The 25,274-nt window shown below is 62.9% G+C and carries 25 protein-coding genes; 13 read left to right on the top strand and 12 right to left on the bottom strand.

Annotated elements, in window-relative coordinates:
* Window positions 1–40: 40 nt before the first annotated feature.
* Entirely contained in the window at window positions 41–1,816 is a 1,776-nt protein-coding gene (locus REH34_RS22965) for an ABC transporter transmembrane domain-containing protein (protein WP_311969264.1), read from the bottom strand.
* A 278-nt stretch (window positions 1,817–2,094) separates the two neighbouring features.
* On the opposite strand from REH34_RS22965, the gene REH34_RS22960 reads away from it, so the two are divergent.
* A complete protein-coding gene (locus REH34_RS22960) occupies window positions 2,095–2,268 on the top strand; it encodes a PA1571 family protein (protein ID WP_311969263.1) in 174 nt (57 codons plus the stop codon).
* Window positions 2,269–2,367: 99 nt separating this feature from the next.
* On the opposite strand, the gene pdxB is transcribed toward REH34_RS22960, so the two are convergent.
* The 3 genes from pdxB to rlmM all read right to left on the bottom strand — a co-directional run bounded on the left by pdxB (window position 2,368) and on the right by rlmM (window position 5,035).
* Complete coding sequence (gene pdxB / locus REH34_RS22955; protein ID WP_311969262.1) at window positions 2,368–3,510, bottom strand: 4-phosphoerythronate dehydrogenase PdxB; 1,143 nt, start codon at window positions 3,508–3,510, stop codon at window positions 2,368–2,370.
* 188 nt (window positions 3,511–3,698) lie between these two features.
* Window positions 3,699–3,956 (bottom strand): sulfurtransferase TusA, encoded by a 258-nt coding sequence (gene tusA, locus REH34_RS22950; protein ID WP_226503540.1) that lies wholly within the window; start codon window positions 3,954–3,956, stop codon window positions 3,699–3,701.
* A gap of 14 nt (window positions 3,957–3,970) precedes the next feature.
* The gene (gene rlmM, locus REH34_RS22945) at window positions 3,971–5,035 is read right to left on the bottom strand and encodes a 23S rRNA (cytidine(2498)-2'-O)-methyltransferase RlmM (RefSeq protein WP_311969261.1); all 1,065 of its coding nucleotides are present in this window, start codon (window positions 5,033–5,035) and stop codon (window positions 3,971–3,973) included.
* 177 nt (window positions 5,036–5,212) lie between these two features.
* Between rlmM and acnA the strand changes: the two genes are divergently transcribed.
* From acnA to REH34_RS22925, 4 genes are all read left to right on the top strand, one after another.
* Window positions 5,213–7,954 carry an aconitate hydratase AcnA gene (acnA, locus tag REH34_RS22940; protein ID WP_311969260.1) on the top strand — a complete coding sequence of 914 codons (2,742 nt, stop codon included), beginning with the start codon at window positions 5,213–5,215 and terminating at the stop codon, window positions 7,952–7,954.
* Between the two features lie 123 nt (window positions 7,955–8,077).
* Window positions 8,078–8,857, top strand: a complete 780-nt coding sequence (locus REH34_RS22935) for a CPBP family intramembrane glutamic endopeptidase (protein WP_311969259.1) — start codon at window positions 8,078–8,080, stop codon at window positions 8,855–8,857.
* A 113-nt stretch (window positions 8,858–8,970) separates the two neighbouring features.
* Window positions 8,971–10,536 carry a PAS domain-containing methyl-accepting chemotaxis protein gene (locus REH34_RS22930; RefSeq protein ID WP_311969258.1) on the top strand — a complete coding sequence of 522 codons (1,566 nt, stop codon included), beginning with the start codon at window positions 8,971–8,973 and terminating at the stop codon, window positions 10,534–10,536.
* 127 nt (window positions 10,537–10,663) lie between these two features.
* Window positions 10,664–11,134 (top strand): hypothetical protein, encoded by a 471-nt coding sequence (locus REH34_RS22925; RefSeq protein WP_311969257.1) that lies wholly within the window; start codon window positions 10,664–10,666, stop codon window positions 11,132–11,134.
* A 33-nt stretch (window positions 11,135–11,167) separates the two neighbouring features.
* On the opposite strand, the gene REH34_RS22920 is transcribed toward REH34_RS22925, so the two are convergent.
* Window positions 11,168–11,839: an alpha/beta family hydrolase gene (locus tag REH34_RS22920; protein ID WP_311969256.1), complete on the bottom strand. Its 672-nt coding sequence runs from the start codon at window positions 11,837–11,839 to the stop codon at window positions 11,168–11,170.
* Between the two features lie 246 nt (window positions 11,840–12,085).
* On the opposite strand from REH34_RS22920, the gene hemN reads away from it, so the two are divergent.
* Together hemN and fnr are read left to right on the top strand one after the other, a co-directional pair.
* Entirely contained in the window at window positions 12,086–13,468 is a 1,383-nt protein-coding gene (gene hemN, locus REH34_RS22915; protein WP_311969255.1) for an oxygen-independent coproporphyrinogen III oxidase, read from the top strand.
* A 76-nt stretch (window positions 13,469–13,544) separates the two neighbouring features.
* The gene (fnr, locus tag REH34_RS22910; RefSeq protein WP_226503532.1) at window positions 13,545–14,324 is read left to right on the top strand and encodes a fumarate/nitrate reduction transcriptional regulator Fnr; all 780 of its coding nucleotides are present in this window, start codon (window positions 13,545–13,547) and stop codon (window positions 14,322–14,324) included.
* A gap of 57 nt (window positions 14,325–14,381) precedes the next feature.
* On the opposite strand, the gene recR is transcribed toward fnr, so the two are convergent.
* The 4 genes from recR to dnaX form a co-directional block, all read right to left on the bottom strand.
* Window positions 14,382–14,984: a recombination mediator RecR gene (recR, locus tag REH34_RS22905; RefSeq protein WP_226503531.1), complete on the bottom strand. Its 603-nt coding sequence runs from the start codon at window positions 14,982–14,984 to the stop codon at window positions 14,382–14,384.
* A gap of 66 nt (window positions 14,985–15,050) precedes the next feature.
* The gene (locus REH34_RS22900) at window positions 15,051–16,085 is read right to left on the bottom strand and encodes an NADP-dependent oxidoreductase (RefSeq protein ID WP_226503530.1); all 1,035 of its coding nucleotides are present in this window, start codon (window positions 16,083–16,085) and stop codon (window positions 15,051–15,053) included.
* A 130-nt stretch (window positions 16,086–16,215) separates the two neighbouring features.
* Window positions 16,216–16,542, bottom strand: a complete 327-nt coding sequence (locus REH34_RS22895; protein ID WP_226503529.1) for a YbaB/EbfC family nucleoid-associated protein — start codon at window positions 16,540–16,542, stop codon at window positions 16,216–16,218.
* A gap of 61 nt (window positions 16,543–16,603) precedes the next feature.
* Window positions 16,604–18,832 (bottom strand): DNA polymerase III subunit gamma/tau, encoded by a 2,229-nt coding sequence (dnaX, locus tag REH34_RS22890; protein WP_311969254.1) that lies wholly within the window; start codon window positions 18,830–18,832, stop codon window positions 16,604–16,606.
* A 132-nt stretch (window positions 18,833–18,964) separates the two neighbouring features.
* On the opposite strand from dnaX, the gene REH34_RS22885 reads away from it, so the two are divergent.
* Window positions 18,965–19,723, top strand: coding sequence for an ABC transporter substrate-binding protein (locus REH34_RS22885; RefSeq protein WP_311969253.1), 759 nt, complete (start codon window positions 18,965–18,967; stop codon window positions 19,721–19,723).
* 2 nt (window positions 19,724–19,725) lie between these two features.
* Here REH34_RS22885 and REH34_RS22880 read toward each other — a convergent pair whose 3' ends face one another.
* Window positions 19,726–19,986, bottom strand: coding sequence for a hypothetical protein (locus REH34_RS22880; protein WP_226503526.1), 261 nt, complete (start codon window positions 19,984–19,986; stop codon window positions 19,726–19,728).
* 177 nt (window positions 19,987–20,163) lie between these two features.
* Between REH34_RS22880 and REH34_RS22875 the strand changes: the two genes are divergently transcribed.
* A complete protein-coding gene (locus REH34_RS22875) occupies window positions 20,164–20,370 on the top strand; it encodes a DUF6434 domain-containing protein (protein ID WP_226503525.1) in 207 nt (68 codons plus the stop codon).
* Between the two features lie 4 nt (window positions 20,371–20,374).
* Here the strand turns inward: REH34_RS22875 and REH34_RS22870 are convergent, their stop codons facing one another.
* On the bottom strand, window positions 20,375–21,142 hold the full coding sequence (locus REH34_RS22870) for a GntR family transcriptional regulator (RefSeq protein ID WP_311969252.1): 768 nt from the start codon (window positions 21,140–21,142) through the stop codon (window positions 20,375–20,377).
* 123 nt (window positions 21,143–21,265) lie between these two features.
* On the opposite strand from REH34_RS22870, the gene lldD reads away from it, so the two are divergent.
* A complete protein-coding gene (lldD, locus tag REH34_RS22865; protein WP_311969251.1) occupies window positions 21,266–22,420 on the top strand; it encodes an FMN-dependent L-lactate dehydrogenase LldD in 1,155 nt (384 codons plus the stop codon).
* Between the two features lie 247 nt (window positions 22,421–22,667).
* On the opposite strand, the gene REH34_RS22860 is transcribed toward lldD, so the two are convergent.
* Window positions 22,668–22,976 carry a hypothetical protein gene (locus REH34_RS22860; protein ID WP_226503522.1) on the bottom strand — a complete coding sequence of 103 codons (309 nt, stop codon included), beginning with the start codon at window positions 22,974–22,976 and terminating at the stop codon, window positions 22,668–22,670.
* Between the two features lie 395 nt (window positions 22,977–23,371).
* Here REH34_RS22860 and REH34_RS22855 point away from each other — a divergent pair, with 395 nt between their 5' ends.
* From REH34_RS22855 to REH34_RS22845, 3 genes are read left to right on the top strand one after another with little or no spacing between them, the layout of a single operon-like run.
* A complete protein-coding gene (locus tag REH34_RS22855) occupies window positions 23,372–24,565 on the top strand; it encodes a methyl-accepting chemotaxis protein (protein WP_409373162.1) in 1,194 nt (397 codons plus the stop codon).
* Between the two features lie 11 nt (window positions 24,566–24,576).
* Complete coding sequence (locus REH34_RS22850; RefSeq protein WP_226503520.1) at window positions 24,577–24,945, top strand: response regulator; 369 nt, start codon at window positions 24,577–24,579, stop codon at window positions 24,943–24,945.
* Complete coding sequence (locus tag REH34_RS22845; protein ID WP_226503519.1) at window positions 24,942–25,241, top strand: STAS domain-containing protein; 300 nt, start codon at window positions 24,942–24,944, stop codon at window positions 25,239–25,241. Before REH34_RS22850 ends, REH34_RS22845 begins: the two co-directional genes overlap by 4 nt.
* Window positions 25,242–25,274 lie beyond the last annotated feature (33 nt).

Here is a 25,274-nt window from a genome sequence, read left to right as displayed (position 1 = left end):
TCTTGAACCTGTGGGAGCACGCTTGCTCGCGAAGACGCCTTCAGCCTCCCGGCATGCTCCCCGCTGTAAACTGCAACGCCGCCAGCCGCGCATACAGCTCGCTGCTGTCCAGCAACTGCCGATGAGTTCCCACCGCCACCAGACGCCCCTGATCGATCACTGCGATGCGGTCGGCATTCTGTACCGTGGCAAGCCGATGGGCGATCACCAGAGTGGTCCGGCCCTTCATCAGCGTGGGCAAGGCTTGCTGAATCAGGTATTCGCTTTGCGCATCGAGCGCGCTGGTCGCCTCGTCAAGCAACAGAATCGGTGCATCCACCAACAGTGCCCGGGCGATCGCCAAGCGCTGGCGTTGGCCGCCGGACAATCCCTGACCGCCCTCGCCTAGCAGCGTCTGGTAGCCCTGTGGCAGTTGCTGGATGAACTCATGGGCGTGGGCCGCTTGGGCGGCTTGCTCGATCTGCGCCAAGGTGGCGTTGCCTTGGCCGTAACGAATGTTCTCTTCCACCGTGCCGACAAACAGCGCCGGGCTCTGCGATACGAGGGCGAAGTGGCGGCGCAGATCCTGGGGATCGAGGGTCGGCAGCGGCACGCCTTCGATCAGCAGTTGCCCCTGTTGTGGATCGTAGAAACGCAGCAGCAAGTCGAACAAGGTCGACTTGCCCGCCCCCGACGGCCCGACCAGCGCGAGCGTCTCACCCGCTGCCACGGTCAGGCTGATGCCATCGACCGCAGGCTTGTCGAGCCGGGTCGGATAGGCGAAGCGCACATCCTGCAATTCCAGACGACCACTGACGCGGGCCGGCAGTTGCCGCAGGCCGCTGACCGGGGCATGGATCTCGTTGCGCGCCTGCAGCAGTTCACCGATACGCTCGGCAGCGCCAGCGGCACGCTGCAGTTCGCCGATCACTTCACTGAGGGTGCCGAACGCGGTGCCGACGATCAGACTATAGAACACGAACGCCGCCAGCTCGCCCCCGCTGATGCGTCCGGCCATCACGTCCATGCCGCCCACCCAGAGCATCACCGCCACTGCCCCCAGCACCAACACGATCACCAAGGTGATCAACCAGGAGCGCTGCAGGATGCGTTTGACGGCCGTATCAAAGGCGCCTTCCACGGTGGCAGCGAAGCGCTCCCGGTCCAGCGCCTGGTGGTTGTAGGCCTGCACGGTCTTGATCTGGCCCAGGGTTTCGGCGACGTAGCTGCCGACATCGGCGATGCGATCCTGGCTCAGACGCGACAACCCGCGTACGCGTCGACCGAAAATCAGGATCGGTGCCAGCACCAGCGGCAAGGCGATCACCACGATGCTGGTGAGCTTGGGGTTGGTGATGAACAACAGCACGATGCCGCCGATGACCATCAAGGCGTTGCGCAGGAATAGCGACAGCGACGAGCCGATCACCGATTGCAGCAAGGTCGTGTCGGCGGTCAGCCGCGACTGGATTTCCGAACTGCGGGCGCTTTCATAGAACCCCGGATGCAGATCGATCAGGTGATCGAACACCCGGCGGCGCAGATCGGCAACCACCCGCTCGCCTATCCACGACACCAGATAGAAGCGCGTAAAGGTGCCAGCTGCCAGCGCCAGCACCAATAGCAGGAACACCTCGATCGCGTGGTTCAGGCGCTCCGGCGAACCGGTGACGAAGCCTTGATCGACCAGCAGGCGCACGCCTTGCCCCATGGACAAGGCAATGGCGGCGGTGACGACCAAGGCAATCAAGGCGCCCACCGTTTGCCAACGGTAAGGCCGGACAAACTCCAAAGTCAGTCGCAGAGCGCGGCGATGTCGCGAAGTCAGTAAGGTCATGGCCACGCCATTGCACAGGTTCGGGCGGCCAGCCTACACCCTGTCGCAAGGTTTGCGACAGCGGCGCCCTGCCGGAACTTCGTGCGCGGCGGTCAGTCAGCTAAAGCAGGGCAGTCCGAACAGTGTCCATGCGCAGGAACAACCCGGCAACGCTCTACGTCGCCGCCTGCAGGGCTGTACCCGCCCCCTGTGAAGAACGTGCAAGCGTCGGTGACCGTTGTAATGCCTCGGTCATGACAGGGTCTTACGCTACGCGCAATCTGATGAGGAGAGAGACCATGAGCCTGCAATCGCAGCCGAGCGAAACATTGCCAGTCCAACGCGTCCAGCCACACCAAGCCGTCGGAGGCTCGATCATCGACGCCCAGGGCCGCGAGGTACCGATCACCGAAGACATGGTCCAACAAGCCTGTCGGGAGCTGGAAAAACGTCTGGTTGCTCCCAGGAAGTGACCCTCAGGTATTGGCCAGGCACAAGCACTTCAATAACAAGAATTCCTGAGCCCGGCGCCTTCGCCGGGTTTTTTCTGCCCGATACTTTCGGGTCGCGACTCAGCCCAGCTGGATACCCAGCGCATGCATCTGCTGACGCAGCAATGGCGCTTCGCCCTCGATGCGCACGTTGAGAGCGTCGATCTCGCGGCGTGGCGGGTAGTGCTTGCGCAATGCATCGAACGCTGCCCGTTGCAGGGCGTCGTCGTCATTGAGGCTGCGGCGAAAATCGGCATCGTCACGGCGCGGGTCGTACACCGCGCGGCAAACCATCGCCAGGGCCCACGCCGGGTCGCTGTCGGCATGCAGCTCCAGGCCCGCCAACCAGGCGTTGGGCAGCAGATCGGCCAGGCGCAGCGCCGGCGCCTGGTGCTGCCAGGCACAAAAGGCCTGATAGATCTGCTCGGTGCCCCGCTGCCGACCGTCCAGGCTGTAGCCGGCAATGTGCGGGGTGGCCAGCACACAGAGATCGGCCAGAGCCAGGTCGACACTGGGTTCGTGCTCCCAGACGTCGAGCACCGCCTGCACGTCGTCGCGCTCGGTGAGCAAGGCGCGCAGTGCCAGGTTATCGACGATCGGGCCGCGGGCCGCGTTGATCAGCCAGGCGCCCGGGCGCAAGCGTGCCAGGCGCTCGGCATCGAGCAAATGCCAGGTAGGCGCCGGGCCGCTGCGGGTCAGCGGCGTGTGCAGGCTGATCACGTCACATTCGGCAAGGATCTCGTCAAGGCTGACATGCACCTCGCCTGCGGCTGGCTCGCGCAGTGGATCACAGACCCGCACATCCCAGCCAAGGCCGCGCAAGGCGTCGATCAGACGCCCACCGACCTGGCCGGCACCGACCACGCCATAAATACGGCGGCTGAGGTCGGCGCCGTCAAGGTCGGCCAGGGTGAACAGGCTGCCCAGCACATAGTCCACCACACCACGGGCGTTGCAGCCGGGGGCGCTGGCCCATTGGATGCCGGTCTGGTTGAAGTATTCGAGGTCTAGATGATCGGTGCCGATGGTGCAGGTGCCGACGAACTTGACCGGGCTGCCAGCGAGTATGTCGCGGGTCACCTTGGTGACTGAACGCACCAGCAGCACATCGGCCTCGGCGATCGCGGCGCGGTCGATGCTGCGCCCAGGCAGGCGGCGTATCTCTCCCGCGCCCTGGAAGAATTCGGTCAGCAGAGGGATGTTTTCGTCAGCAACGATCAGCATGGCAGGCTCCTTGGGCGGAGCCGCAGTTTAGGCGTTCAGCGGGGTTGTAGCGAGCAGGATGTTTGGCTTGCGGGCCTCTTCGCGAGCACGCTTCGCTCCTACGGTGCACTCAGATCACGAGCCCTACACCTCTGGGAGCAAGGTTGCGCGTTCGGCGGCGAAGAGGCCATCAGCATCACCGCACTACCTCACCCGTTATTCTTGCGAATCCAGTACAGATACGTCCCACCCGCCTCTTCCTGATGCACCAACTCGTGATCCAGAAACACGCAGAACTTGGGGATGTCGCGGCGCGTCGACGGGTCGGTGGCGATCACTTTGAGCAGTCCGCCGCCCGCCAGGTCGCGGATGTGCTGGTGCAGCATCATCACCGGCTCCGGGCAGTTCAGGCCGCTGGCGTCGAGCACCGCGTCGACAGGGGTGGCAGCGCTAAGGGCTTCAGACATGGGTAACTCCTGAATCAAGGCTTTTTCGTATCGAGACGGCGCAGGTGGCACGTCACTTCTTCACGGTCGTGGTACAGCTGCTTGCAGCCGATGGCCACTTTGATGCCGCGGGCCTTGAAGCCTTCTGCGATGCGGTCGAGCAAGCGCCGCACCTCGGCATAACGTTGTTTCATGGGTAGCTTCAGATTGACCACGGCTTCGCGACAAAGTCCCTCGCCCAGCCAGGTTTCCAGCAAAGCGGCATTGCGCGCGGGCTTTTCGACGATGTCGCAGACCATCCAGTCTACCGTCGGCTTGGGCTTGTAGGTGAAGCCGTCGGTCATCAGGTGCTTGACCAGGCCGGTGTCCATCAGACTTTCGGCCATCGGCCCGTTATCGATGGCGGTGACCAGCATGCCGCGGCGCACCAGTTGATAGGTCCAGCCACCCGGCGCGGCGCCGAGGTCGACACCGGTCATGTCGCTGTGCAGACGCGCGTCCCACTCCTCCCTTGGAATGAAATGATGCCAGGCCTCTTCCAGCTTGAGGGTCGAACGGCTCGGCGCCTCGCGCGGAAACTTCAAACGCGGGATGCCCATGGGCCACATCGCCTGATTGTCGGCCTCGGCCACGCCGACGAAGACTTCGCGGCCGGTCTTGAAGGTCAGCAGCAAACGCGGCAGGGCCGGATCGTCCAGCAGGCGGCCGGCCTTGATCAGCGCCTTGCGCAGCGGCACTTCGAATTTGCGACAGAAGGTCGACAGCTCCTTGCCATCGTTGGTGTCGACGATCTCCAGCCACAGGCTGCCGAACACCGGGTAATCGGCCAAGGTCGCCAGCAGCACGCTGATGCGGTCGGTCTCCGGCAACTCGACGAAACGGCCCCGGGCCCACTGGCGCGGGAAGATCAGCTCGGCAAAACGCAGCTCGCGCATCAAGCGCTCGGGCCCTTCGGGCGAATGACAGATGAATTCGACACAGGCACTGGCCGGCTTCGCCTTGGCGTAGCCCGATACATCCAGGCGCGCGGCGTGTTCGGCGATTTCCGAACAGACTTCGCCTTCAAAGCCCGGCCGACAGTGCATAAACAGCGTATTCATTGATCACTCCAGGGTGCCGTCGGCGCAGGCCATTGGCCGGCAGAGGGGTTTCATCCCGCTGCCTTGAAAAGCGCGCATGATAAAGGAACTCCGGAACCCGCGACACACTCGCGCAGTCCAGTGCATAGAAACTGAACCCATGGGCCCTGACCGTGAGGCCCGACAAGGAGTTTGTTCATGCCCTCTCTCGATAGCCTGAAAACCCTCAAAACGCTGCAGGTCGGCGACCGTCAATACCACTACTTCAGCCTCCCGGACGCTGCCGCCACCCTGGGCGATCTGCAAAAACTGCCGATGTCGCTCAAGGTGCTACTGGAAAACCTGTTGCGCTGGGAAGACAACCACACCGTCACTGCCACCGACATCCATGCCCTGGCCGACTGGCTCAAGGAGCGCCGCTCCGACCGGGAAATCCAGTACCGCCCGGCGCGGGTGCTGATGCAGGACTTCACCGGGGTGCCCGCAGTGGTCGACCTGGCCGCCATGCGCGCCGCCGTGGCCAAGGCGGGCGCCGACCCGCAGCGCATCAATCCATTGTCACCGGTGGACCTGGTGATCGACCACTCGGTGATGGTCGACAAGTACGGCGACAATCAGGCGTTCGGCCAGAACGTCGACATCGAAATGCACCGCAACGGCGAGCGTTACGCCTTTTTGCGCTGGGGACAGAGCGCCTTCAACAACTTCAGCGTGGTACCGCCCGGCACCGGCATCTGTCACCAGGTGAACCTCGAATACCTCGGCCGCACGGTGTGGACCAAGGACGAGGATGGCCGCACCTACGCCTTCCCCGACACCCTGGTAGGCACCGATTCGCACACCACCATGATCAACGGCCTCGGCGTGCTCGGCTGGGGCGTGGGCGGTATCGAGGCGGAAGCGGCCATGCTCGGCCAGCCGGTGTCGATGCTGATCCCGGAAGTGATCGGCTTCAAGCTCATCGGCAAACTCAACGAAGGCATTACCGCCACCGACCTGGTACTGACCGTCACACAGATGCTGCGCAAGAAAGGCGTGGTGGGCAAGTTCGTCGAGTTCTATGGCGACGGCCTGGCCGAACTGCCACTGGCTGACCGCGCCACCATTGCCAACATGGCACCCGAATACGGCGCCACGTGCGGCTTCTTCCCAGTGGATGACGTGACCCTGGATTATCTGCGTCTGTCCGGCCGCCCCGACGCCACGGTGGCGCTGGTCGAGGCCTACTGCAAAGCTCAGGGCCTGTGGCGCCTGCCCGGTCAGGAACCGGCCTTCAGCGCCACGCTGGAACTGGACATGAGCGAGGTGGTGGCCAGCCTGGCGGGCCCCAAACGCCCGCAAGACCGCGTGCCGCTGCCCAAAGTGCCGGGTGCTTTCGAAGACTTCCTTGGGCTGCAGTTCAAGCCGCCCAGCAAGGAAGAAGGCCGACTGGAAAGCGAGGGCGGCGGCGGTGTGGCCGTCGGCAATGCTGAACAGACCGGCGAGGCCCAGTACACCTATAACGGCGAGACCTACAACCTGCAGAACGGTGCCGTGGTGATCGCGGCCATTACCTCCTGCACCAATACCTCGAACCCCAGCGTGATGATGGCCGCCGGCCTGGTGGCGAAAAAGGCCGTGGAGAAAGGCCTCAAACGCAAACCATGGGTCAAGAGCTCGCTGGCGCCAGGGTCCAAGGTGGTGACCGACTATTACCACGCGGCCGGCCTGACCCAGTATCTCGATGCCTTGGGCTTCGATTTGGTGGGCTATGGCTGCACCACGTGCATCGGCAACTCTGGACCACTGGCCGAGCCGATCGAAAAAGCCATCCAGCAGTCTGACTTGACGGTCGCTTCGGTGCTGTCCGGCAACCGCAACTTCGAGGGCCGCGTGCACCCGTTGGTCAAAACCAACTGGCTGGCCTCGCCGCCGCTGGTGGTCGCCTATGCGTTGGCGGGCAATGTGCGCATCGATATCAGCAGCGAACCGCTGGGCCGGGGCAGCGATGGCAATCCGGTGTACCTGCGCGATATCTGGCCGAGCCAGCAGGAGATCGCTGCGGCGGTGGCCAAGGTCGATACCGCCATGTTCCACAAGGAGTACGCCGAAGTGTTCGCAGGCGACGCCCAGTGGCAAGCGATCGAGGTGCCCCAGGCCGCCACCTACGTGTGGCAGGAAGATTCCACCTACATCCAGCATCCACCGTTCTTCGACAACATCGCCGGCCCCCTGCCGGAAATCAAGGACGTGACCGGGGCCCGGGCGCTGGCGATCCTCGGCGATTCGGTGACCACCGACCACATCTCGCCCGCCGGCAATATCAAGGCCGACAGCCCCGCCGGGCGCTATTTGCGCGAGAAAGGCGTGGAGTCACGGGACTTCAACTCCTATGGCTCGCGCCGCGGCAACCATGAAGTGATGATGCGTGGCACCTTCGCCAATATCCGCATCCGCAACGAAATGCTAGGTGGTGAAGAAGGTGGCAACACGCTGTTCGTGCCGACTGGCGAAAAAATGCCGATCTATGATGCCGCCATGCAATACCAGAGCGCCGGCACCCCCCTGGTAGTGATCGCCGGCCAGGAATACGGGACGGGTTCAAGCCGCGACTGGGCCGCCAAGGGCACCAATCTGCTGGGGGTCAAGGCAGTCGTGGCAGAGAGCTTCGAACGTATCCACCGCTCCAATCTGGTCGGCATGGGTGTGTTGCCGTTGCAGTTCCTGTCGGAACAGAACCGCAAATCGCTGCAACTGACCGGCGGCGAGAGCTTTGATGTATTGGGGTTGACCGGAGCCCAATTGAAGCCTCATATGCACCTCGACCTGCGCATCACCCGTGAAAATGGCGAGCAGCAGACGGTGCAGGTGCTGTGCCGCATCGACACGTTGAACGAGGTCGAATACTTCAAGGCCGGCGGCATCCTGCATTACGTGTTGCGCCAGTTGATCGCATCCTGATACCCCACATGGGGTGAACGGTTGGTCGTGCCACGCAGGCACGATCAACTTGGGAAACGTCCTACAGACATCCCTCGGCAGCATCGCTAATCTGCGCGCTCTGCTCCGATTCGGATGTGCTCCATGCAGGCTCAGCGTCAGATCGCCCTCCTCTTATTGACTGCCGGGTATGGCATGGCGCTGTGCTATGGCCACATCGGCTACTCGGCATTCCCGTACATCGCGCTCCTGGGACTGCTGGGGATCGCGACTCGACAGGCGCGACTGGCCTGGTTGGGGCATGGAGGCTTCGTGCTCCTGGCGCTGGGACTGGCGCTGCACCGCGTGCCCGGTTTCGATAACGCCTTGATCATCGATCGGCAGGTATTGAGCGCGGGGGCGCCGCCCTTCTCGCTCTTCCTGAATCTGGACAAGCCCCTGATCGGCGCGTGGATCCTGCTGTGCTGTCCTTGGGCGATTGCCGCGCGGCCCTGGGGGCTGATCACGCAGGCCACGGTGCGAACCCTGGCGATCACGGCGAGCGGTCTGTTCGGGCTGGCACTGGCGTTGCACGCCGTGGCCTGGGCTCCCAAGTGGCCGGCCGGCGCCTGGCTATGGGCCGCCAACAATCTGTTGTTGGTCAGCTTGAGCGAGGAGCTGCTGTTTCGCGGTTACCTGCTCGGCTGGCTAACCGATCGCTGGCAGCGCTGGCGCTGGGGCGTGCCGCTGGCCATTAGCCTGAGCGCCGTGCTGTTCGGGCTGACGCACTTGGGCGGTGGCTGGACCTGGGCGCTGCTGGCAACGCTGGCGGGCATCGGGTACGGGGTGGCATGGCGCTATGGCGGGCTGCTTGCCGCGACCGGCTGCCACTTCGGGATCAACCTTATCCATTTCGGCCTGTTCACCTATCCGCTCAAACTCTGAATCGGTCAATTCGTTGACCTGGATCAATACAAACGCGCAAACCGTGCGTTTTTCCTCAACTCCTCCGCGCGCGTGCCGATAACCGCGCAAAGCCTATGCGGAAAGACTCTGCCATGCGAAACAACCAGCCCATCACTCAGCGCGAACGGACTTTCCCGGCCCAGCAGCGGCTGATCTCCACCACGGATGCCAAGGGCGTCATTACCTACTGCAACGATGCATTTATCGAGATCAGTGGTTTTACCAGCGAAGAGCTGATCCGTGCGCCTCATAACACCGTGCGCCATCCCGATGTGCCATCAGCGGTGTTCGAACACATGTGGCAGACGCTCAAGCAGGGTCTGCCATGGATGGGGATCGTCAAGAACCGCTGCAAGAATGGCGACTTCTATTGGGTCAACGCCTACGTGACGCCGATTTTCGATGGCAGCCAGGTGGTGGGCTACGAGTCGGTACGGATCAAGCCCACCGCCGAGCAGGTCCGTCGTGCACAAGCACTGTATGAACGCCTGAACCGCGGCAAGGCAGCAGTGCCGCAGCGCGATCACTGGCTGCCGGTGATCGAGAACTGGCTGCCGTTCATTCTGATCAGCCAGATCGGCTTTTTGATCGGCCTGTGGCTCAACTCTGGCTGGGGCTTCGCCCTGGCTGCCGGGTTGTCGATTCCCCTGGGGCTGCTGGGCCTGAGCTGGCAGCAGCGGGGCCTCAAACGCCTGCTGCGCCTGGCCGAGCAGACCACCTCCGATCCGTTGATCGCGCAGATGTATACCGACAGCCGGGGAGCCCAGGCGCGCCTGGAGATGTCCATCCTCAGTCAGGAAGCCCGCCTGAAAACCTGCCTGACCCGCTTGCAGGACACCGCCGAGCACCTGAGCGATCAGGCGCGGCAATCCGATGTACTGGCGCACAACAGCTCCACCGGCCTGGAACGCCAGCGTGTCGAAACCGAGCAAGTGGCCGCCGCCGTCAACCAGATGGCCGCGACCACTGCGGAGGTCGCCAGCCATGTGCACCGCACCGCCGAGGCCACTCAGCAAGCCAACACCCTGACCGGCAAAGGCCGGGCGATTGCCGGTGAGACCCGCGACGCCATCCAGCGCCTGTCGGTGGTGGTGGGCGAAACCGGCCAGACCGTGCTGCAACTGGCCAAGGACAGCAACGAGATCGGCGGCGTGGTGGATGTCATCAAAGGCATCGCCGACCAGACCAACCTGCTGGCCCTGAACGCTGCCATCGAGGCCGCCCGCGCCGGTGAAATGGGCCGCGGTTTTGCCGTGGTCGCCGACGAGGTGCGCCAGTTGGCGCAGCGTACCAGCGAGTCAACCGGGCAGATCCACGCCCTGATCGCCAAGCTGCAAGGCACCGCCAGCAACGCGGTGAACACCATGGAAGCGGGTAACCGTCAGGCCGAAGAAGGCGTGGCGCGGGTCATGGAGGCCGATCAAGCGCTGGTGGGCATCAGCGAGGCCATGGCCAATATCACCGACATGACCGCGCAGATCGCTGCCGCTACCGAGCAGCAAAGCGCGGTAGCCGAAGAAGTCAGCCGCAACATCGGTACCATCGCCGACCTCGCCGACGTGACCGCCGAACAGGCGCAAAGCTCGGCCAACCTGAGCACCGAGCTGACCCGCACGGCGCAAAGCCAGTATTCGCTGGTGGAGCGGTTCAATCGCTGAGTCGAAGTGGTCTATACCGGATTCATTACGAACGTAACTCTCCGTTCTGTCAGTGATGCGTTTTCAACCCGATGGATAAGGTGGTGGCTCAACCACCACCGCGTCCATCGGCGCCATGAGAGAGATCATGACCTCACCCACCCCCTCCCCCGTCGACACCCATGCCAGCGGAATCCTGCGCTGGAACCTGAACGGTCAGGACTACACCGGCGTTGCCTTTTTCGAATGGACCGAGCAGCAATCAAGCTGGTTCATGAAAGGCTCCGTCGGCAGCCCCTTCACCCCGGACTATCAAAGTATCCGCGTTAGATTGCCGGCTATGCGCAGCGACGACGTCATCCGTAAACGTTTCGAACCGGGTGACGCCGGTTATTACAGCCGTTACGCCCGGATGCTGCCTGGCGGTCTTTGGGACCAGGGTATGCGTGGCGGCGCCAACGTCGATATCGATTGGAACAACCGCAAGCTTTCAATCGAATTCGACGGCCAGATACAGATCGAGTTGGAAGGGGCATTGCTGGCCGTCAGCGGCACCTTCACCGGTACGGACCTGGTCCCGCTGCTGGCGATGGAAGCTACGCCGCCTGCTCAAGCCTGATGCGTCCCGCACGCTGTGATCACCGCGCCACGATCAATAGAGAAACGCCGCCACGCGGTCGGCGGCGCTTTCCAGGTGTTGCTGATGGGTGAACCCGGACGCCTTCAGCGGTTTGAGATCGTGGTCGGCCGCCGGCAGCCAGTACAGCTCGATCTGCTCTGACACCTCATAGCCCGCCACCGTCGGCTGGTTGCCCAGGGTATCGCGTTCACCCTGGATGATCAGGGTGCGGGTCTGCAGGTCGGCCAGGTGCGCGACCCGCGGCTTCTCCGGCTTGCCCGCGGCATAGAATGGATAGCCGAGGCATACCAGGGCATCCGCCCCCAACTCGTCCGCCAGCAAGCTGGCCATGCGCCCGCCCATGGACTTGCCGCCAATCGCCAGCCGCCCCGCCACTTGGGTGCGCACCAGCGCATAGACCTCTCGCCATTTCTCCAGCAAGCGCGCTTGCGGGTTAGGTGGGCGTCTGCCGCCGTCGATACGGCGCTGCGCCATGTAGGGGAATTCGAAGCGCAGGACGTCGATACCGCGTTGCGCCAAGTGCTCGGCCATGGTGTTCATGAACGCGCTGTCCATCGGCGCGCCCGCACCATGGGCGAGGATCAGGCACAGCGGCTCGCCCTCCGCCGATTGGCTCTGAGCCGAATTCCACAGCCAGCCGTTGTCGCTGACGCGTTGCGCCCATGGGTCCCGTTCAGCATTCATCGTGAGGCTCCGTAATGGTGATGGCAACGTTGCCAGGCCGCTATGGTCGCGCGCTTGGACACATCAGGACAACGGCAGTCACCAGGCTGCATTGTAAGCGCAAGATACCGAGATCCTGACGTGTGGCACTCGTCTGTTTAATCCTTGCTGGACTGAGCGAGCGGCGCACTATTGATCTGGGTCAATTTTCCCGCAGGCGTCGGCGCCTAAAATGCTGCATTCGCCCCGCCACCGGAAAACTCCTCCATGCACGATGCCCCCTGCTGGGATGACGAGCTGATCAAGCGCTATGACCTGTCCGGCCCGCGCTACACCTCCTACCCTACCGCCGTGCAATTCCACAGCCAGGTGGGCAGCTTCGACCTCATGCAGGCCCTGCGCGGCAGCCGCAAGGCGTTGCGCCCGCTGTCGCTGTACGTGCACCTGCCGTTTTGCGCCAACATTTGCTACTACTGCGCGTGCAACAAGGTCATCACCAAAGACCGCGGTCGGGCCCAGCCTTATCTGACACGCCTGGAACGGGAAATCCAGCAACTGGGCTGCCATGCCGACCCCCTGCAGGTGGTCGAGCAGTTGCACTTGGGCGGGGGCACGCCGACCTTCCTCAGCCACGCCGAACTGCGCCAGTTGATGACCAGCCTGCGGGAGAACTTCTCGCTCAAGGATGATGACTCCGGCGACTACAGTATCGAGATCGACCCGCGCGAAGCCGACTGGTCGACCATGGGGCTGCTGCGTGAACTGGGCTTCAACCGCATCAGCCTCGGCGTGCAGGACCTCGACCCGGCCGTGCAGCGGGCGGTCAATCGCCTGCAGAGCCTGGGTGAAACCCGCACGCTGGTGGAGGCCGCGCGCACCCTGCAATTTCGCTCGGTGAACATCGACCTGATCTACGGCCTGCCGCAGCAGACCGTCGCCAGCTTTGCCGACACCGTGGCGCAAGTCATCGACCTGCAACCGGATCGCCTGTCGGTGTTCAATTACGCGCACCTGCCCGAGCGTTTTCTGCCCCAGCGCCGTATCGAGCGCCAGGACCTGCCGGCACCGGGGCAAAAACTGGAAATGCTGCAGCGCACCATCGAGCAATTATCCGCCGCCGGCTACCGTCATATCGGCATGGACCATTTTGCCCTGCCCGATGACGACCTGGCCTGCGCCCAGGAAGAAGGCCGCCTGCACCGCAATTTCCAGGGCTACACCACCCATGGTCATTGCGACCTGATCGGCCTCGGGGTCTCGGCCATCAGTCACGTGGGCGATCTGTATTGCCAGAACACCAGCGACATCAATGAGTATCAGCAACGCCTTGCCAGCGGCCAGCTCGCTACCTTGCGCGGTGTGCTGTGCGATGCCGACGATCGGTTGCGTGCTGCGATCATCGGTCAGGTCATCTGCCATTTCGAGTTGGACTTCGCGCTAATCGAGAAAACATACGCCATCGATTTTCGCGACTATTTCGCTGCGCAGTGGCCAGCCCTGCTGGCACTGGCGGCCGACGGCCTGATCGGCCTGAAGCCCCATGGTTTCACGGTCCTGCCTGCAGGGCGGCTGCTGGTAAGGGCTGTCTGCGCGGTGTTCGATCGCTATACGGCGGTTTACGGTCAACAGCGTTTTTCACAGGTCATCTGAACCGGCTACGGTGGCCCGAAGACCATCAGTGGGTTAACCTTGCCTTTCATGCGTGTTTGTCACAAGGAATCAAACAATGTCAGATCCAGCGTCCTTCATCGTGCGCAACGCATCGCCGGCCTCGGCGGTACGGGCCACGCCGCGAGGCCACAATCAGACACACTGCAAGGATTGCAGCCTGGCTCCCCTGTGCTTGCCATTGTCGCTCGACCTGGCCGACATGGACGCCCTGGACGATATCGTCCGCCGCGGCCGCCCGCTTAAAAAAGGCGAGTACCTGTTTCGCCAGGGCGATACCTTCGATGCAGTCTACGCCGTGCGTTCCGGGGCCTTGAAGACCTTCAGTGTCAGCGACAGCGGCGCCGAACAGATCACCGGCTTTCATCTGCCCAGCGAGCTGGTCGGCCTGTCGGGCATGGACACCGAACGCCATCCGGTATCGGCCCAGGCCCAGGAAACCACCTCGGTCTGCGAGATCCCGTTCGAGCGGCTCGATGAACTGGCCATGCAACTGCCGCAGTTGCGCCGGCAACTGATGCGCGTCATGAGCCGGGAAATCCGCGACGACCAACAAATGATGCTGTTGCTGTCGAAAAAGACCGCCGACGAGCGCATCGCTACCTTTCTGGTCAACCTCTCGGCGCGGTTTCGCGCGCGGGGGTATTCGGCCAATCAGTTTCGCTTGAGCATGTCGCGCAACGAGATGGGCAACTACCTGGGGTTGGCGGTGGAGACGGTGTCGCGGGTATTCACGCGATTCCAGCAGAACGGCCTGCTGGACGCCCAGGGCAAGGAAGTGCACATCCTCGACCCGATCCAGCTGTGCGCCCTGGCAGGCGGCACACTGGATTCGTGACTCCTACCCCTCGCTACAGGGAATAGCGCCTGTCCCGGGGCCAAACAGGGTGGGTGGTTACAGCGCGATCGGCTTGCGCCCGGCAAACGAATGCGCAAGCGTGCCGCCATCGACCAACTCCAATTCGCCGCCCAGCGGTACGCCGTGGGCAATGCGTGAGGTCACCAGGCCCTTGCCGTTGAGCAATTGCGCGATGTAATGGGCGGTGGCCTCGCCTTCCACTGTCGGATTGGTGGCCAGGATCACCTCGGTAAAGCTGCCCTGCTCTTCGATACGCGCCATCAATTGCGGGATACCGATGGCCTCCGGGCCCAGCCCGTCGAGCGGCGACAAATGCCCCTTGAGGACAAAATAGCGCCCGCGGTAGCCGGTCTGCTCCACCGCGTAAACGTCCATCGGCCCTTCGACCACACACAACAAGGTGTCATCGCGACGCGTGTCGGCGCACTGCGGGCAGAGCGTTTCTTCGGTCAGGGTCCGACATTTCTGGCAATGCCCAACACCGTCCATCGCCTGCGCCAAGGACTGCGCCAACCGCGTGCCGCCGCTGCGATCGCGCTCGAGCAACTGCAGCGCCATGCGCTGGGCGGTTTTCTGCCCAACGCCCGGCAAGATACGCAGGGCGTCGATCAGTTGGCGAATCAGGGGGCTGAAACTCATGGCGAAGAAACCTGCAATGACAACGAGACGCGGTTTATACCGGCGCCGGGGCTCAGCGTCAAATACTCAGGCGTCGGCGACCTTGACCACCAGCTTGCCGAAGTTATGGCCTTGCAGCAGACCGATAAAGGCCTCTGGCGCATTTTCCAGACCATCGACTACGTGTTCGCGAAAGCGAATCTTGCCGTCCCGAACCCACGGCACCATGGCCGAATAGAACTCGGCATGGCGATCGCCGAAGTCATCGAACACGATGAAGCCTTGCATACGAACGCGCTTGGTCAGCAACAGCCGCGGCAGCACCGTGAAGCGATCCGGCCCCTCGGGCAGCGCAGACTCGTTGTACTGGGCGATCAATCCGCACACGGGTATGCGCGCACGGGCATTGAGCAGCGGCATCACCGCTTCGAATACATGGCCACCGACGTTTTCGAAATAGATGTCGATGCCTTGGCCACAGGCCGTGGCCAGGTCCTCGGCGAAGGTCTCGCTCTTGTGGTCGATACAGGCGTCGAAACCTAATTCGTCCACCACATAGCGGCACTTGTCAGGTCCACCGGCCACCCCGACCACTTTCAGGCCCTTGAGCTTGGCCACCTGACCGACCACCGAGCCCACCGCCCCGGACGCCGCCGCGACCACGAGCGTCTCGCCTTCCTTGGGCTGGCCGATGTGCATGAGGCCCATGTAGGCGGTCATGCCGGGCATGCCCAGCACGCCGAGGGCCATGGACGGTGAAGGAATACCCGCTGGCAGGGGGATGATGCCACTGCCGTCACTGATGCTGTGGGTCTGCCAGCCGGTGGCGCCCAGCACCAGGTCGCCTTCCTGGAATTTCGGATTGCGTGACGCCGTCACCTGGCTCACGGCGCCGGCCGTCATCACTTCGTTGATCGCCACTGGCGCGGCGTAGGACGGTGCGTCGCTCATGCGGCCACGCATGTAAGGGTCCAGCGACATGAACAGCGTGCGCAGTTGCACCTCGCCATCTTGCAGCTCGGGCAAGGCCACGCGCTCCAGGCGAAAGTTCTCGGGCGTCGGCGCGCCCTTGGGCCGCGAGGCGAGGACGAAACGCTGGTTGAGGGTCAGTTCGGTGGACATGAAGAAGGCTCCTGAAAGTTGAACACTACTTAAGCAGACCGATGGGCCAGGTGCACGTTCCCACGATTGCAGGCGCGCACAACGCAAAAAGCCAGGCACGGAGCCTGGCTTTTTGTAAGTGCCATGAAAATCAGAACGGCATCTTGAAGCCCGGCGGCAATTGCATGCCAGCGGTCATGCCGGACATCTTGTCCTGGCTGTTGGCTTCGATCTTGCGCACGGCATCGTTGACCGCGGCGGCGATCAGGTCTTCGAGCACTTCCTTGTCTTCCTGCATCAGGCTGTCATCGAGGCTGATGCGCTTGACGTCGTGACGACCGGTCATCACCACGCTGACCAGGCCGGCACCGGCCTGACCGGTGACTTCGGCATTGGCCAGTTCTTCCTGCGCCTTGGCCATTTTTTCCTGCATCTGCTGAGCCTGCTTCATCAGGCCGGCCATGCCACCTTTCATCATGGGAATTCACCTCGTAAGTAGGGTTGTAGTGGGCGCCGCCTCGGGCAGCGCCGTTGACGGGTTATACGTTCTGGCTCACCGGAACGTCGACAGGTTCAATAGTATCGTTTCGCACGGTCGCGCCGAACTGCTGCATCATCTGCTGGATGAACGGATCGGACTGGATCGACGCCTCGGCTTCATGCTGACGCTCGGTACGCCGGCGAGAAGACGCCTGAGCAGGGGTCTCCTGCTCGGGGCGGACCAGCTCGATCTTCAGCGTGATCGTACGCCCATGGTGCTGATTGAGGGCATCGTTGAGCCGGCGCTGTTGCGTGGCGTTGAACAGCGCGCTCTGGGCCGGATCGAGGTGCAGCAACCAGTCGTCGCCCTCGAGCGCCATCAGGCTGCAGTTGGCGGCGATGCTGGCCGTGAGCCCTGAGATCGGCAATTTCGGGAACAGCTCCAGCCATTGCAGGGCCAGGCCTGTAGCCGGCTGCGAGGCCGGCAGCGGCTCGGGTTCGGCCGGTGCAGGCGCGGGCGTGGCGCTGGCCAGATCGTCGAGGAACGTATAGTTCGAAGCGTCGATATCGGCTTCGTAATAGTCCTCGTCCAGCGGCGGCTCGTCGTCGCGGTCCATACCGGCGGGCACGAAGGCATCGGGCACCGGTTGCAGGTGCGCGGCGCTGTCGATGCGGTCGCCTTCATCTTCGCTGTCCAGAGACTCGCGCTCAGGCGCGGCCGGCACCACGCTGGCCGGTGTCGGTGCTGGCATGGGAGTGAGCATCGGCTGCTCGGATTCGGTGTCCAGCAGCGGCTCGTCATAAGCCTCGGGTTCGGCCTGCAGTGGCGCAGCGGGCTCGTTCCAAGGCAGATCCGGATCGTCGACTGGAATTTGGTGCGCTGCTCCCCCCTGTAGCGAGGGGGCCTGCCGCCGATTGTCATCCCCACCAGCGGCCGAGGAAGCGGTGGGAGCTGGCGCTGCCTGCGAAGCGGGCGCTGTATCCGTGCCAGCTTCTGCGCTGGCAGAACTCGCCTGCGCAGGGGCGGCTTGCACCGGGGGCGCCTCCTCGGTAGGGACAGGCAAAGGCGTTGTTTGTGCTGGGGCTGGAACGGCTACCGGCACACTCGGGGTTGCTGCCAGTGCCGCCACTGCCCTGGAGGAATCAGCTGTGGCCTGGCTGATCCCCACTGGCTTTAGCGTTTGCGGCGGTGCATCACTGCTGCCCGCCGGCCGGAACGCCAGCATGCGCAGCAGGACCATCTCGAAACCGCTGCGCGGGTCCGGGGCCAGGGGCAAATCCCGACGGCCGATCAAACCCATCTGGTAATAGAACTGCACATCCTCGGCCGGCAGCGCTTGCGCCACAGCCAATACCCGGTCGCGGTCGCCCTGGCCGTTGTCCACGGCTTCAGGCAGGGCCTGCGCCACTGCGACGCGATGCAGCACGTTGAGGATTTCCGCCAGCACGCCATTCCAGTCCGGCCCCTGCTCGGCCAGATGACGCACCGCCTCCAGCAGCCCGCGCGCGTCGCCTTCGAGCAACGCCTGCAGCACACCGTAGACCTGTCCGTGATCCAAAGTACCGAGCATGGCCCGCACATCCGCCGCCAGCACCTTGCCCTCACCAAAGGCGATGGCCTGGTCGGTGAGGCTCATGGCATCGCGCATCGAACCGTCGGCGGCGCGGCCCAGCAACCACAGGGCGTCGTCCTCGAACGGCACGTTCTCGACGCTCAACACGTGGCTGAGGTGCTCGACCACCCGCTCAGGGGTCATGTTTTTCAGGGAAAACTGCAAGCAACGCGACAGGATGGTGGCGGGCAGCTTTTGCGGATCGGTGGTGGCAAGGATGAACTTGACGTAGGGCGGCGGCTCTTCGAGCGTCTTCAGCAAGGCATTGAACGAGTGGCTCGACAGCATGTGCACTTCGTCGATCAGGTAGACCTTGAAGCGCCCGCGGCTGGGGGCGTACTGCACGTTGTCGAGCAGTTCGCGGGTGTCCTCGACCTTGGTGCGGCTGGCGGCGTCGATCTCGATCAGATCGACGAAACGACCCTCATCGATCTCGCGGCATACCGAGCACGTACCGCATGGTGTCGAAGTGATGCCAATTTCGCAATTTACGCACTTGGCAATAATCCGCGCGATGGTAGTCTTGCCTACACCCCTGGTCCCCGTGAAGAGGTAGGCATGATGCAGGCGCTGATTGTCCAACGCGTTGATCAAAGCCTTGAGCACATGGGTCTGGCCGATCATTTCGCGGAACGAGCGCGGACGCCATTTACGTGCAAGAACCTGATAACTCATCGAAAACCATCGCGACTGGGTTGCAAAAGACCGCTAATCCTAGCGGACAAGGGGGCAAAAAGCACCCAGTGGACGTGTGTATTACCCCATAACCTGCCAAACGACTGCTGTTTTCGGACCCTCGGGGGCTAGATGCGCAAAGCTTGGTGCATTCTGATCGGGATGTTATGGGCTTCAACGGCGCTGGCGGACACTCGACCCATTCGTTTCCTGGTGTCGGACGCCTGGTCCATGCCGCTGATGGAGATCGAAGATGGCATACCTGACGACGGCATTCTGTTCCAGATCATGACCAGCCTCGCCGCCCAGATCGGCGCCCCGGCCGAATTCCATGTGCTGCCACGCCTGCGCCTGCAAGCGGCAATGGAAAGCGGCCAGGTGGACATTCGCTGCTACACCTCGCAGTCATGGGGCCCCAACCTCTCGGGGGACTATATCTGGAGCCTGCCGCTGATCACGCAAAAGGATTATCTGATCGGCAGCGCCGAACATGCCCTGCCTGTAGACCCAGGGCAACTGTCGGTGCAGAAGATCGGTACCGTGCTGGGCTACAGCTATCCGAATCTGCAACCCTACTTCGACAGCAACAAATTGATCCGCGACGACGGACGCAATCAGGTGCAGGTATTGATGAAACTCAAGGCCGGGCGTTATGAGTACGCTGTGAGCAATCAGATGGCGCTCAACTGGTTCAACAGCAGCCAGCCGGCGGATCAACAGCTGCACCCCCTCAGACTATTGAGCGCCCAGGGCCTGGGCTGCTACGTGCGCAACGACCCGGACGTTCCCGTGCAACGGATCCTGCGCACCTTGCTGCGGATGAAGATGTCCGGCGAGATCGACAGAATCATCGAACGCTACAGCGGCTCGGCCAGCGCCGATCAGCGCTGAACTCAGTCCTTGCGCAGGCGCACGGTGTAGTGGGCCTCGACAGCGCTCATCTGCGGCTGGAAGTGAGTATTGGTGATCAGGTAGGTCTCGACACTGCCATCGGCGCGGATGCGCTCCAGGGTGTCGCCGGCACCGGCATTGAGGGTCACTTCGTAGATCAACGCCTTGTTGGGCTCGACCTCGGTGCTGTAAGGCCCGAAACGGGTACCGTCGATGCGTACGATGTAAACCGTATCGGCTGCGGTGTTGCGTGAGTGTTCCACTGACAAATGCTCCGTGACGTGTTCCAGGCTCGTAAACGGCTGAAATCATGAATCAGTCGGGCAGCGTTGTCCATGAGCGTATGTGTCTGAGCTTATGTGTTCAGGTGTCTAAGGCGGCACTGGGGGCGGTTAAGGTAAGATCGCGGCACACACGTTTTGGTCAAGGAAGCGCACGGCATGCAGTTCGATTGGCACAGCGCCGTTATCACCCGCGATACCCCGGTGACTTCCGGCTACAGGAATACCCAGAATGTGCGACGGTTCATGGTCGAACAATGTGGGGCGTCGTTCAAGTTCGATCGGGAGTTCATGGCGTGGATAGTCGATGGCACGCCCAAGACCATGGGGGATGTGGTGGATGAATGGATGCGGCGGCGCGCCTAGGCACTCAAATCCCCTGCCGCCGCTGTGCCCGGGCCACCCGCTGGGCCTCCTGCACACCTTCGGCCAGCACTTCCTGGACGTAATGGATATGCCGATTGGAGATATCCCGCGCGTCTTCTGCACGGCCTTCGATAATGGCGTTGAACAGCTCGCTGTGCTGCGCCATCAGCATGTCGCGGGTTTCGTCGCGCAGCGCGTACATGCCGCCGATATTGGTCATTACGTTGCGCTTGAGCAGGTCGAACAGGCCCCGGATGGTGTGCAGCAGCACGGCGTTGTGGCTGGCCTCGGCGATGGCCAGGTGGAAGTTGGCGTCGGCCAGGGCTTCCTGTGCACGGTCCGGCCTGCCCTCGCTGGTATAGCAGTGCTGCAAGGTTTCGAAGGCATCGCGCAGGCGCTGATGATCGAGGCTGGTGGCGCGCTGAGCGGCGTAGAAGGCACAGGAACCTTCGAGGGTGTGGCGAAACTCCAGCAGGTCACGCTGCACGCTGGGGTTGTTCTCCAGCAAGTGCAACAGCGGATCGCTGAAAGTCGAGCCCAGTGAATCGGCCACGTAGTTGCCACCGCCCTGACGGCTGACCAGCAAGCCCTTGGCCGCCAGCTTTTGCAGAGCCTCACGCAACGATGGACGCGACACGCCCATTTGCTCTGCCAATGCCCGCTCGGCGGGCAAGCGCTCGCCGGCCTTGAGGGTGCCCTCGACAATCATGCTCTCCAGCCTGGTGACGATGTCATCCGACAATCGCCGCTGTTGTACCTGTCCGAACCCCATGCCTTTCTCCGAAAATTGACAGCCTTCGCCCCATCCTTTTAATCTGGTTCGTAGAACTTGTAAATTGGTAATACCAATCGACCGCCGCCGCTCTCCCTATACAACAACAGAGAACGCCGCCCCATGATCATCTCCGCCTCCACCGATTACCGCGCCGCCGCGCAACGCAAGCTGCCGCCGTTTTTGTTTCACTACCTGGACGGCGGCGCCTACGTCGAGCACACCTTGCGTCGCAATGTCGCCGACCTGGCCGACATCGCGCTGCGCCAGCGGGTGCTGCGCAATATGTCCGAGCTGAGCCTGCAGACCCAACTGTTCGGCCAGACCTTGGCCATGCCGGTAGCCCTCGCGCCCATCGGCCTGTGCGGCATGTTCGCCCGCCGCGGCGAAGTGCAAGCCGCCAAGGCAGCCGACGCCAAAGGCATTCCCTTCACCTTGTCGACGGTGTCGGTGTGCCCCATCGAAGAAGTCGCGCCTACCCTCTCCCGGCCCATGTGGTTCCAGCTGTATGTGCTCAAGGACCGCGGCTTCATGAAAAACGCCCTGGAGCGCGCCAAAGCTGCGGGCGTCACCACCCTGGTGTTCACCGTCGACATGCCCGTGCCAGGCGCCCGCTATCGAGATGCCCACTCCGGCATGAGCGGCCCCAACGCACCGCTGCGACGCATGTGGCAAGCGGTTACTCACCCGGCCTGGGCCTGGGATGTGGGCGTCAATGGCCGCCCTCACGACCTGGGCAACATCTCCAGATACCGCGGCAATCCCACGGGCCTGGCGGATTACATCGGCTGGCTGGGCAGCAATTTCGATCCGTCGATTTCGTGGAAGGATCTGGAATGGATCCGCGAGTTCTGGGACGGCCCGATGATCATCAAGGGCATCCTCGACCCCGAAGACGCCCGCGATGCCGTGACCTTCGGCGCCGACGGCATCGTCGTCTCCAACCATGGCGGCCGCCAGCTCGACGGCGTGCTCTCGAGCGCCCGCGCCCTGCCGGCGATTGCCGATGCAGTGAAGGGCCAACTGGCGATTCTGGCCGACTCGGGAGTACGCAACGGCCTGGACATCGTGCGCATGATCGCCCTGGGCGCGGACAGCGTGTTGCTCGGGCGCCCGTTCATCTACGCGCTGGCAGCGGCGGGCGGCGCGGGGGTAAGCAACTTGCTGGACTTGATCGAAAAGGAAATGCGCGTGGCGATGGTGCTGACCGGGGCCAAGTCGGTGACAGAGATCAGCGGTGAGTCGTTGGTGCGCGAGTTGCGCCAAGGGTCGCTTTAACGGTTCATTTTACGGATCCGACACTCGCTGTAGCCAAAGGCTTACACACCGCAGGGATGATCGGCTCTAGTGCTCGCTGCGTCCACGCAGTAACCTGAGCCCATCAACAGCAACGCAGGCAGCGCTGCTGGATCAAGGACGATCGACCATGGCCATGAGGCTGCCGACAGGAGTTGGAATGGTCTTGGGAAAACCCGCTTCGGCGGGTTTTTTTATTGCCCGCGATTTGCCTTGCAGGCTACCTGTATCATTCCCGCGCGCCGTGGCAATGGCCGTCGTACGCGCCCTCCCCGGCAGCCTCCCGACTTGCGTCCACCCTCGCCGTGGACAGCTCCCAGCCCAGCCTCACCAACTCGGTACGCTGGCGTGCGATTTCGTTGGCATCGTTGCCATGCTGGACCACCAACACCGCGATCCGCTGACGGCAGGCGCGCAACTCGGCATTGGTATCGTCGAGTTCGGTGGCCAGCAATGCGCACTGCTGCTCCAGCATCTCCAGGGCAGTGGGAAAGGGGCCGCAGTCAGGTTCGTCGTTCAGGAGGTCAGTGTCGGTCATAAGCGTTTGCCAGCAAGGAAGGGTATCAAGGTCCAGCCCACAGGGTAATGCCAACTACTGTATGGATCAACAGTATTATCAGAAGTATTTCGTTCCGCGGTCGTTCGCAGGGTGCTCTGCGCAAGACGGCCAAGAAGCTGTACAAAGCACGCAGCAACACGGCGAAATCATCAGCTGATTGGCCTGTTGACCGATCATCAAAACGCGTTTGGAAACCTGACGTTACACCACTTTTTAGCTGATTTACGCGAGCCAGTTCACCTCGCTGCTTGTACAACCCCTGTATAAACCACTGGATAAAAAGCGACAAACGGCAGGCTTTTGGCGTCAAGTTTTTACTCTAATAGGGGATAACCCAGTAACTCTCAAGCTTAGCTTGCACTTGTTACCTGGTTATGGACGCCCTTATGACTCCCATCCGCAAAGCCAATCCCGCTGCTGTCATCCTCCCCGGTATCGCCGCAGGGGTCCTGGCGGGTGCAGTACTGTCGACCCAGGCCGGCGGCGCTTTTTCCTGGTGGCTGGTGGCAGGCTGCACGCTCGTGCCGACCTTGGCCGCCAGTGTTTATTCGCTGTGGCAGGTACGCAATGCCGAGCACCAAGGCCAAGCCCGATTGCAAGCACTGAGCGACGCCCACGCCCAACTGCACGAAAACGCGGCGCGGCCGGTGGCCGAAAGCCTGTTTCAGCAAGCCTTGCCCATCTGGATGCGGCAAATCGATACCTCGCGGGACCAGACCGAGCACGCGATCAACGACCTGACCGCCCGCTTCGTGGATATTTCCGGGCGCCTGGATCACACCGTGCAGGCCTCCCAGGCTGCCGCCGGCAATGGCGCCGATAGCGCGGGCGGGCTCAGCGCCAGCGAAAGCGAGCTGTATCAAGTGGTCGAGTCGCTGCGTATCGCCCAACAGAGCCGCGACGAGATGCTCGGCGAGGTCAGCAACCTCACCGCCTACACCGGCGAGTTGCGGGCCATGGCGGCCGATGTGGCGGCGATCGCCGCGCAGACCAACCTGCTGGCGCTCAATGCCGCCATCGAGGCTGCCCGAGCCGGAGAAGCCGGGCGCGGATTCGCGGTAGTGGCCGATGCCGTGCGCACCCTGTCCAGCCAGTCCAGCGAGACCGGGCAGAAGATGTCCGCCAAGGTCGACATCATCAACGGCGCCATCACCCGCCTCGTAGAGGTCGCCGGCCAGAGCAGCGAGCGCAGCCACGACAGCGTCAGCGCCTCGCAGAACACCATCGAAAGCGTGCTCGCACGGTTTGGCACCATTACCGGCCAGTTGCGCGACTCGGCCGACGGCCTGCTCAACGAAAGTGCCGGCATCGGCGAGGAAATCAGCCAGGTGCTGGTCGCGCTGCAGTTCCAGGATCGCGTCAGCCAGATCCTCGCCCAGGTGCGCGAACGCATGAACCACCTGCACGACGAACTGCAACAGGCCGAGCAGCGCGGCCAGCCATTGGTGTTGGACATCCGCGCGTGGATGGCCGACATGGAGCGCGGCTACGCCATGCGCGAACAACGCCAGAATCATCACGGCAGCGCCGCCAAGGCCGCCGACGAACACGCAATCACATTCTTCTAAGGAGAGGACTAATGGCCAAGACCGTATTGGTGGTCGATGACTCGGCGAGCATTCGCCAGGTCGTCGGGATCGCGCTCAAGGGCGCGGGTTACGACGTGCTCGAAGCCTGCGACGGCAAGGATGCACTGAGCAAACTCACGGGGCAGAAAGTGCACCTGATGATCAGCGACGTGAACATGCCGAACATGGACGGCATCACCTTCGTCAAGGAGGTGAAAAAGCTCGCCGCGTACAAGTTCACGCCAATCATCATGCTCACCACCGAATCCCAGGAAAGCCGCAAACAGGAAGGCCAGGCCGCCGGCGCTCGGGCATGGGTGGTCAAGCCTTTCCAGCCGGCGCAGATGATGGCAGCGGTCGCCAAGTTGATCCTGCCATGATCACCGCCAACAGCCTGGAAGGCGTCACCCACATGGCCGTGCGCGGCGAGATGACCATCTACAGCGCCGCCGAGCTGGCGGCCCTGTGGCTGCCCTGGCTCACCGACGCGCAAAGCTGGCAGCTGGACCTGACCGACGTGGCGGAAATGGACGGCGCCGGCCTGCAACTGTTGCTGCTCGCGCACCGCGAACTGCACGCCGCCGGTGCCAGCCTGCAGCTGGTGGCGCAGAGCCCTGCGGTGGAGCAGGTACTGAGCCTGTGTCAGCTCACCGCACACTTCAGCTCGGCGCATTAAGACCTCCCAGGACCAAGGAAACCGGGCCCGACA

The sequence above is a fragment of the Pseudomonas baltica genome, from assembly GCF_031880315.1.
Classification (GTDB): domain Bacteria; phylum Pseudomonadota; class Gammaproteobacteria; order Pseudomonadales; family Pseudomonadaceae; genus Aquipseudomonas.
The sequence above is the reverse complement of the archived record's forward strand: the minus strand, read 5'-3'. Positions and strand labels throughout refer to the sequence as shown.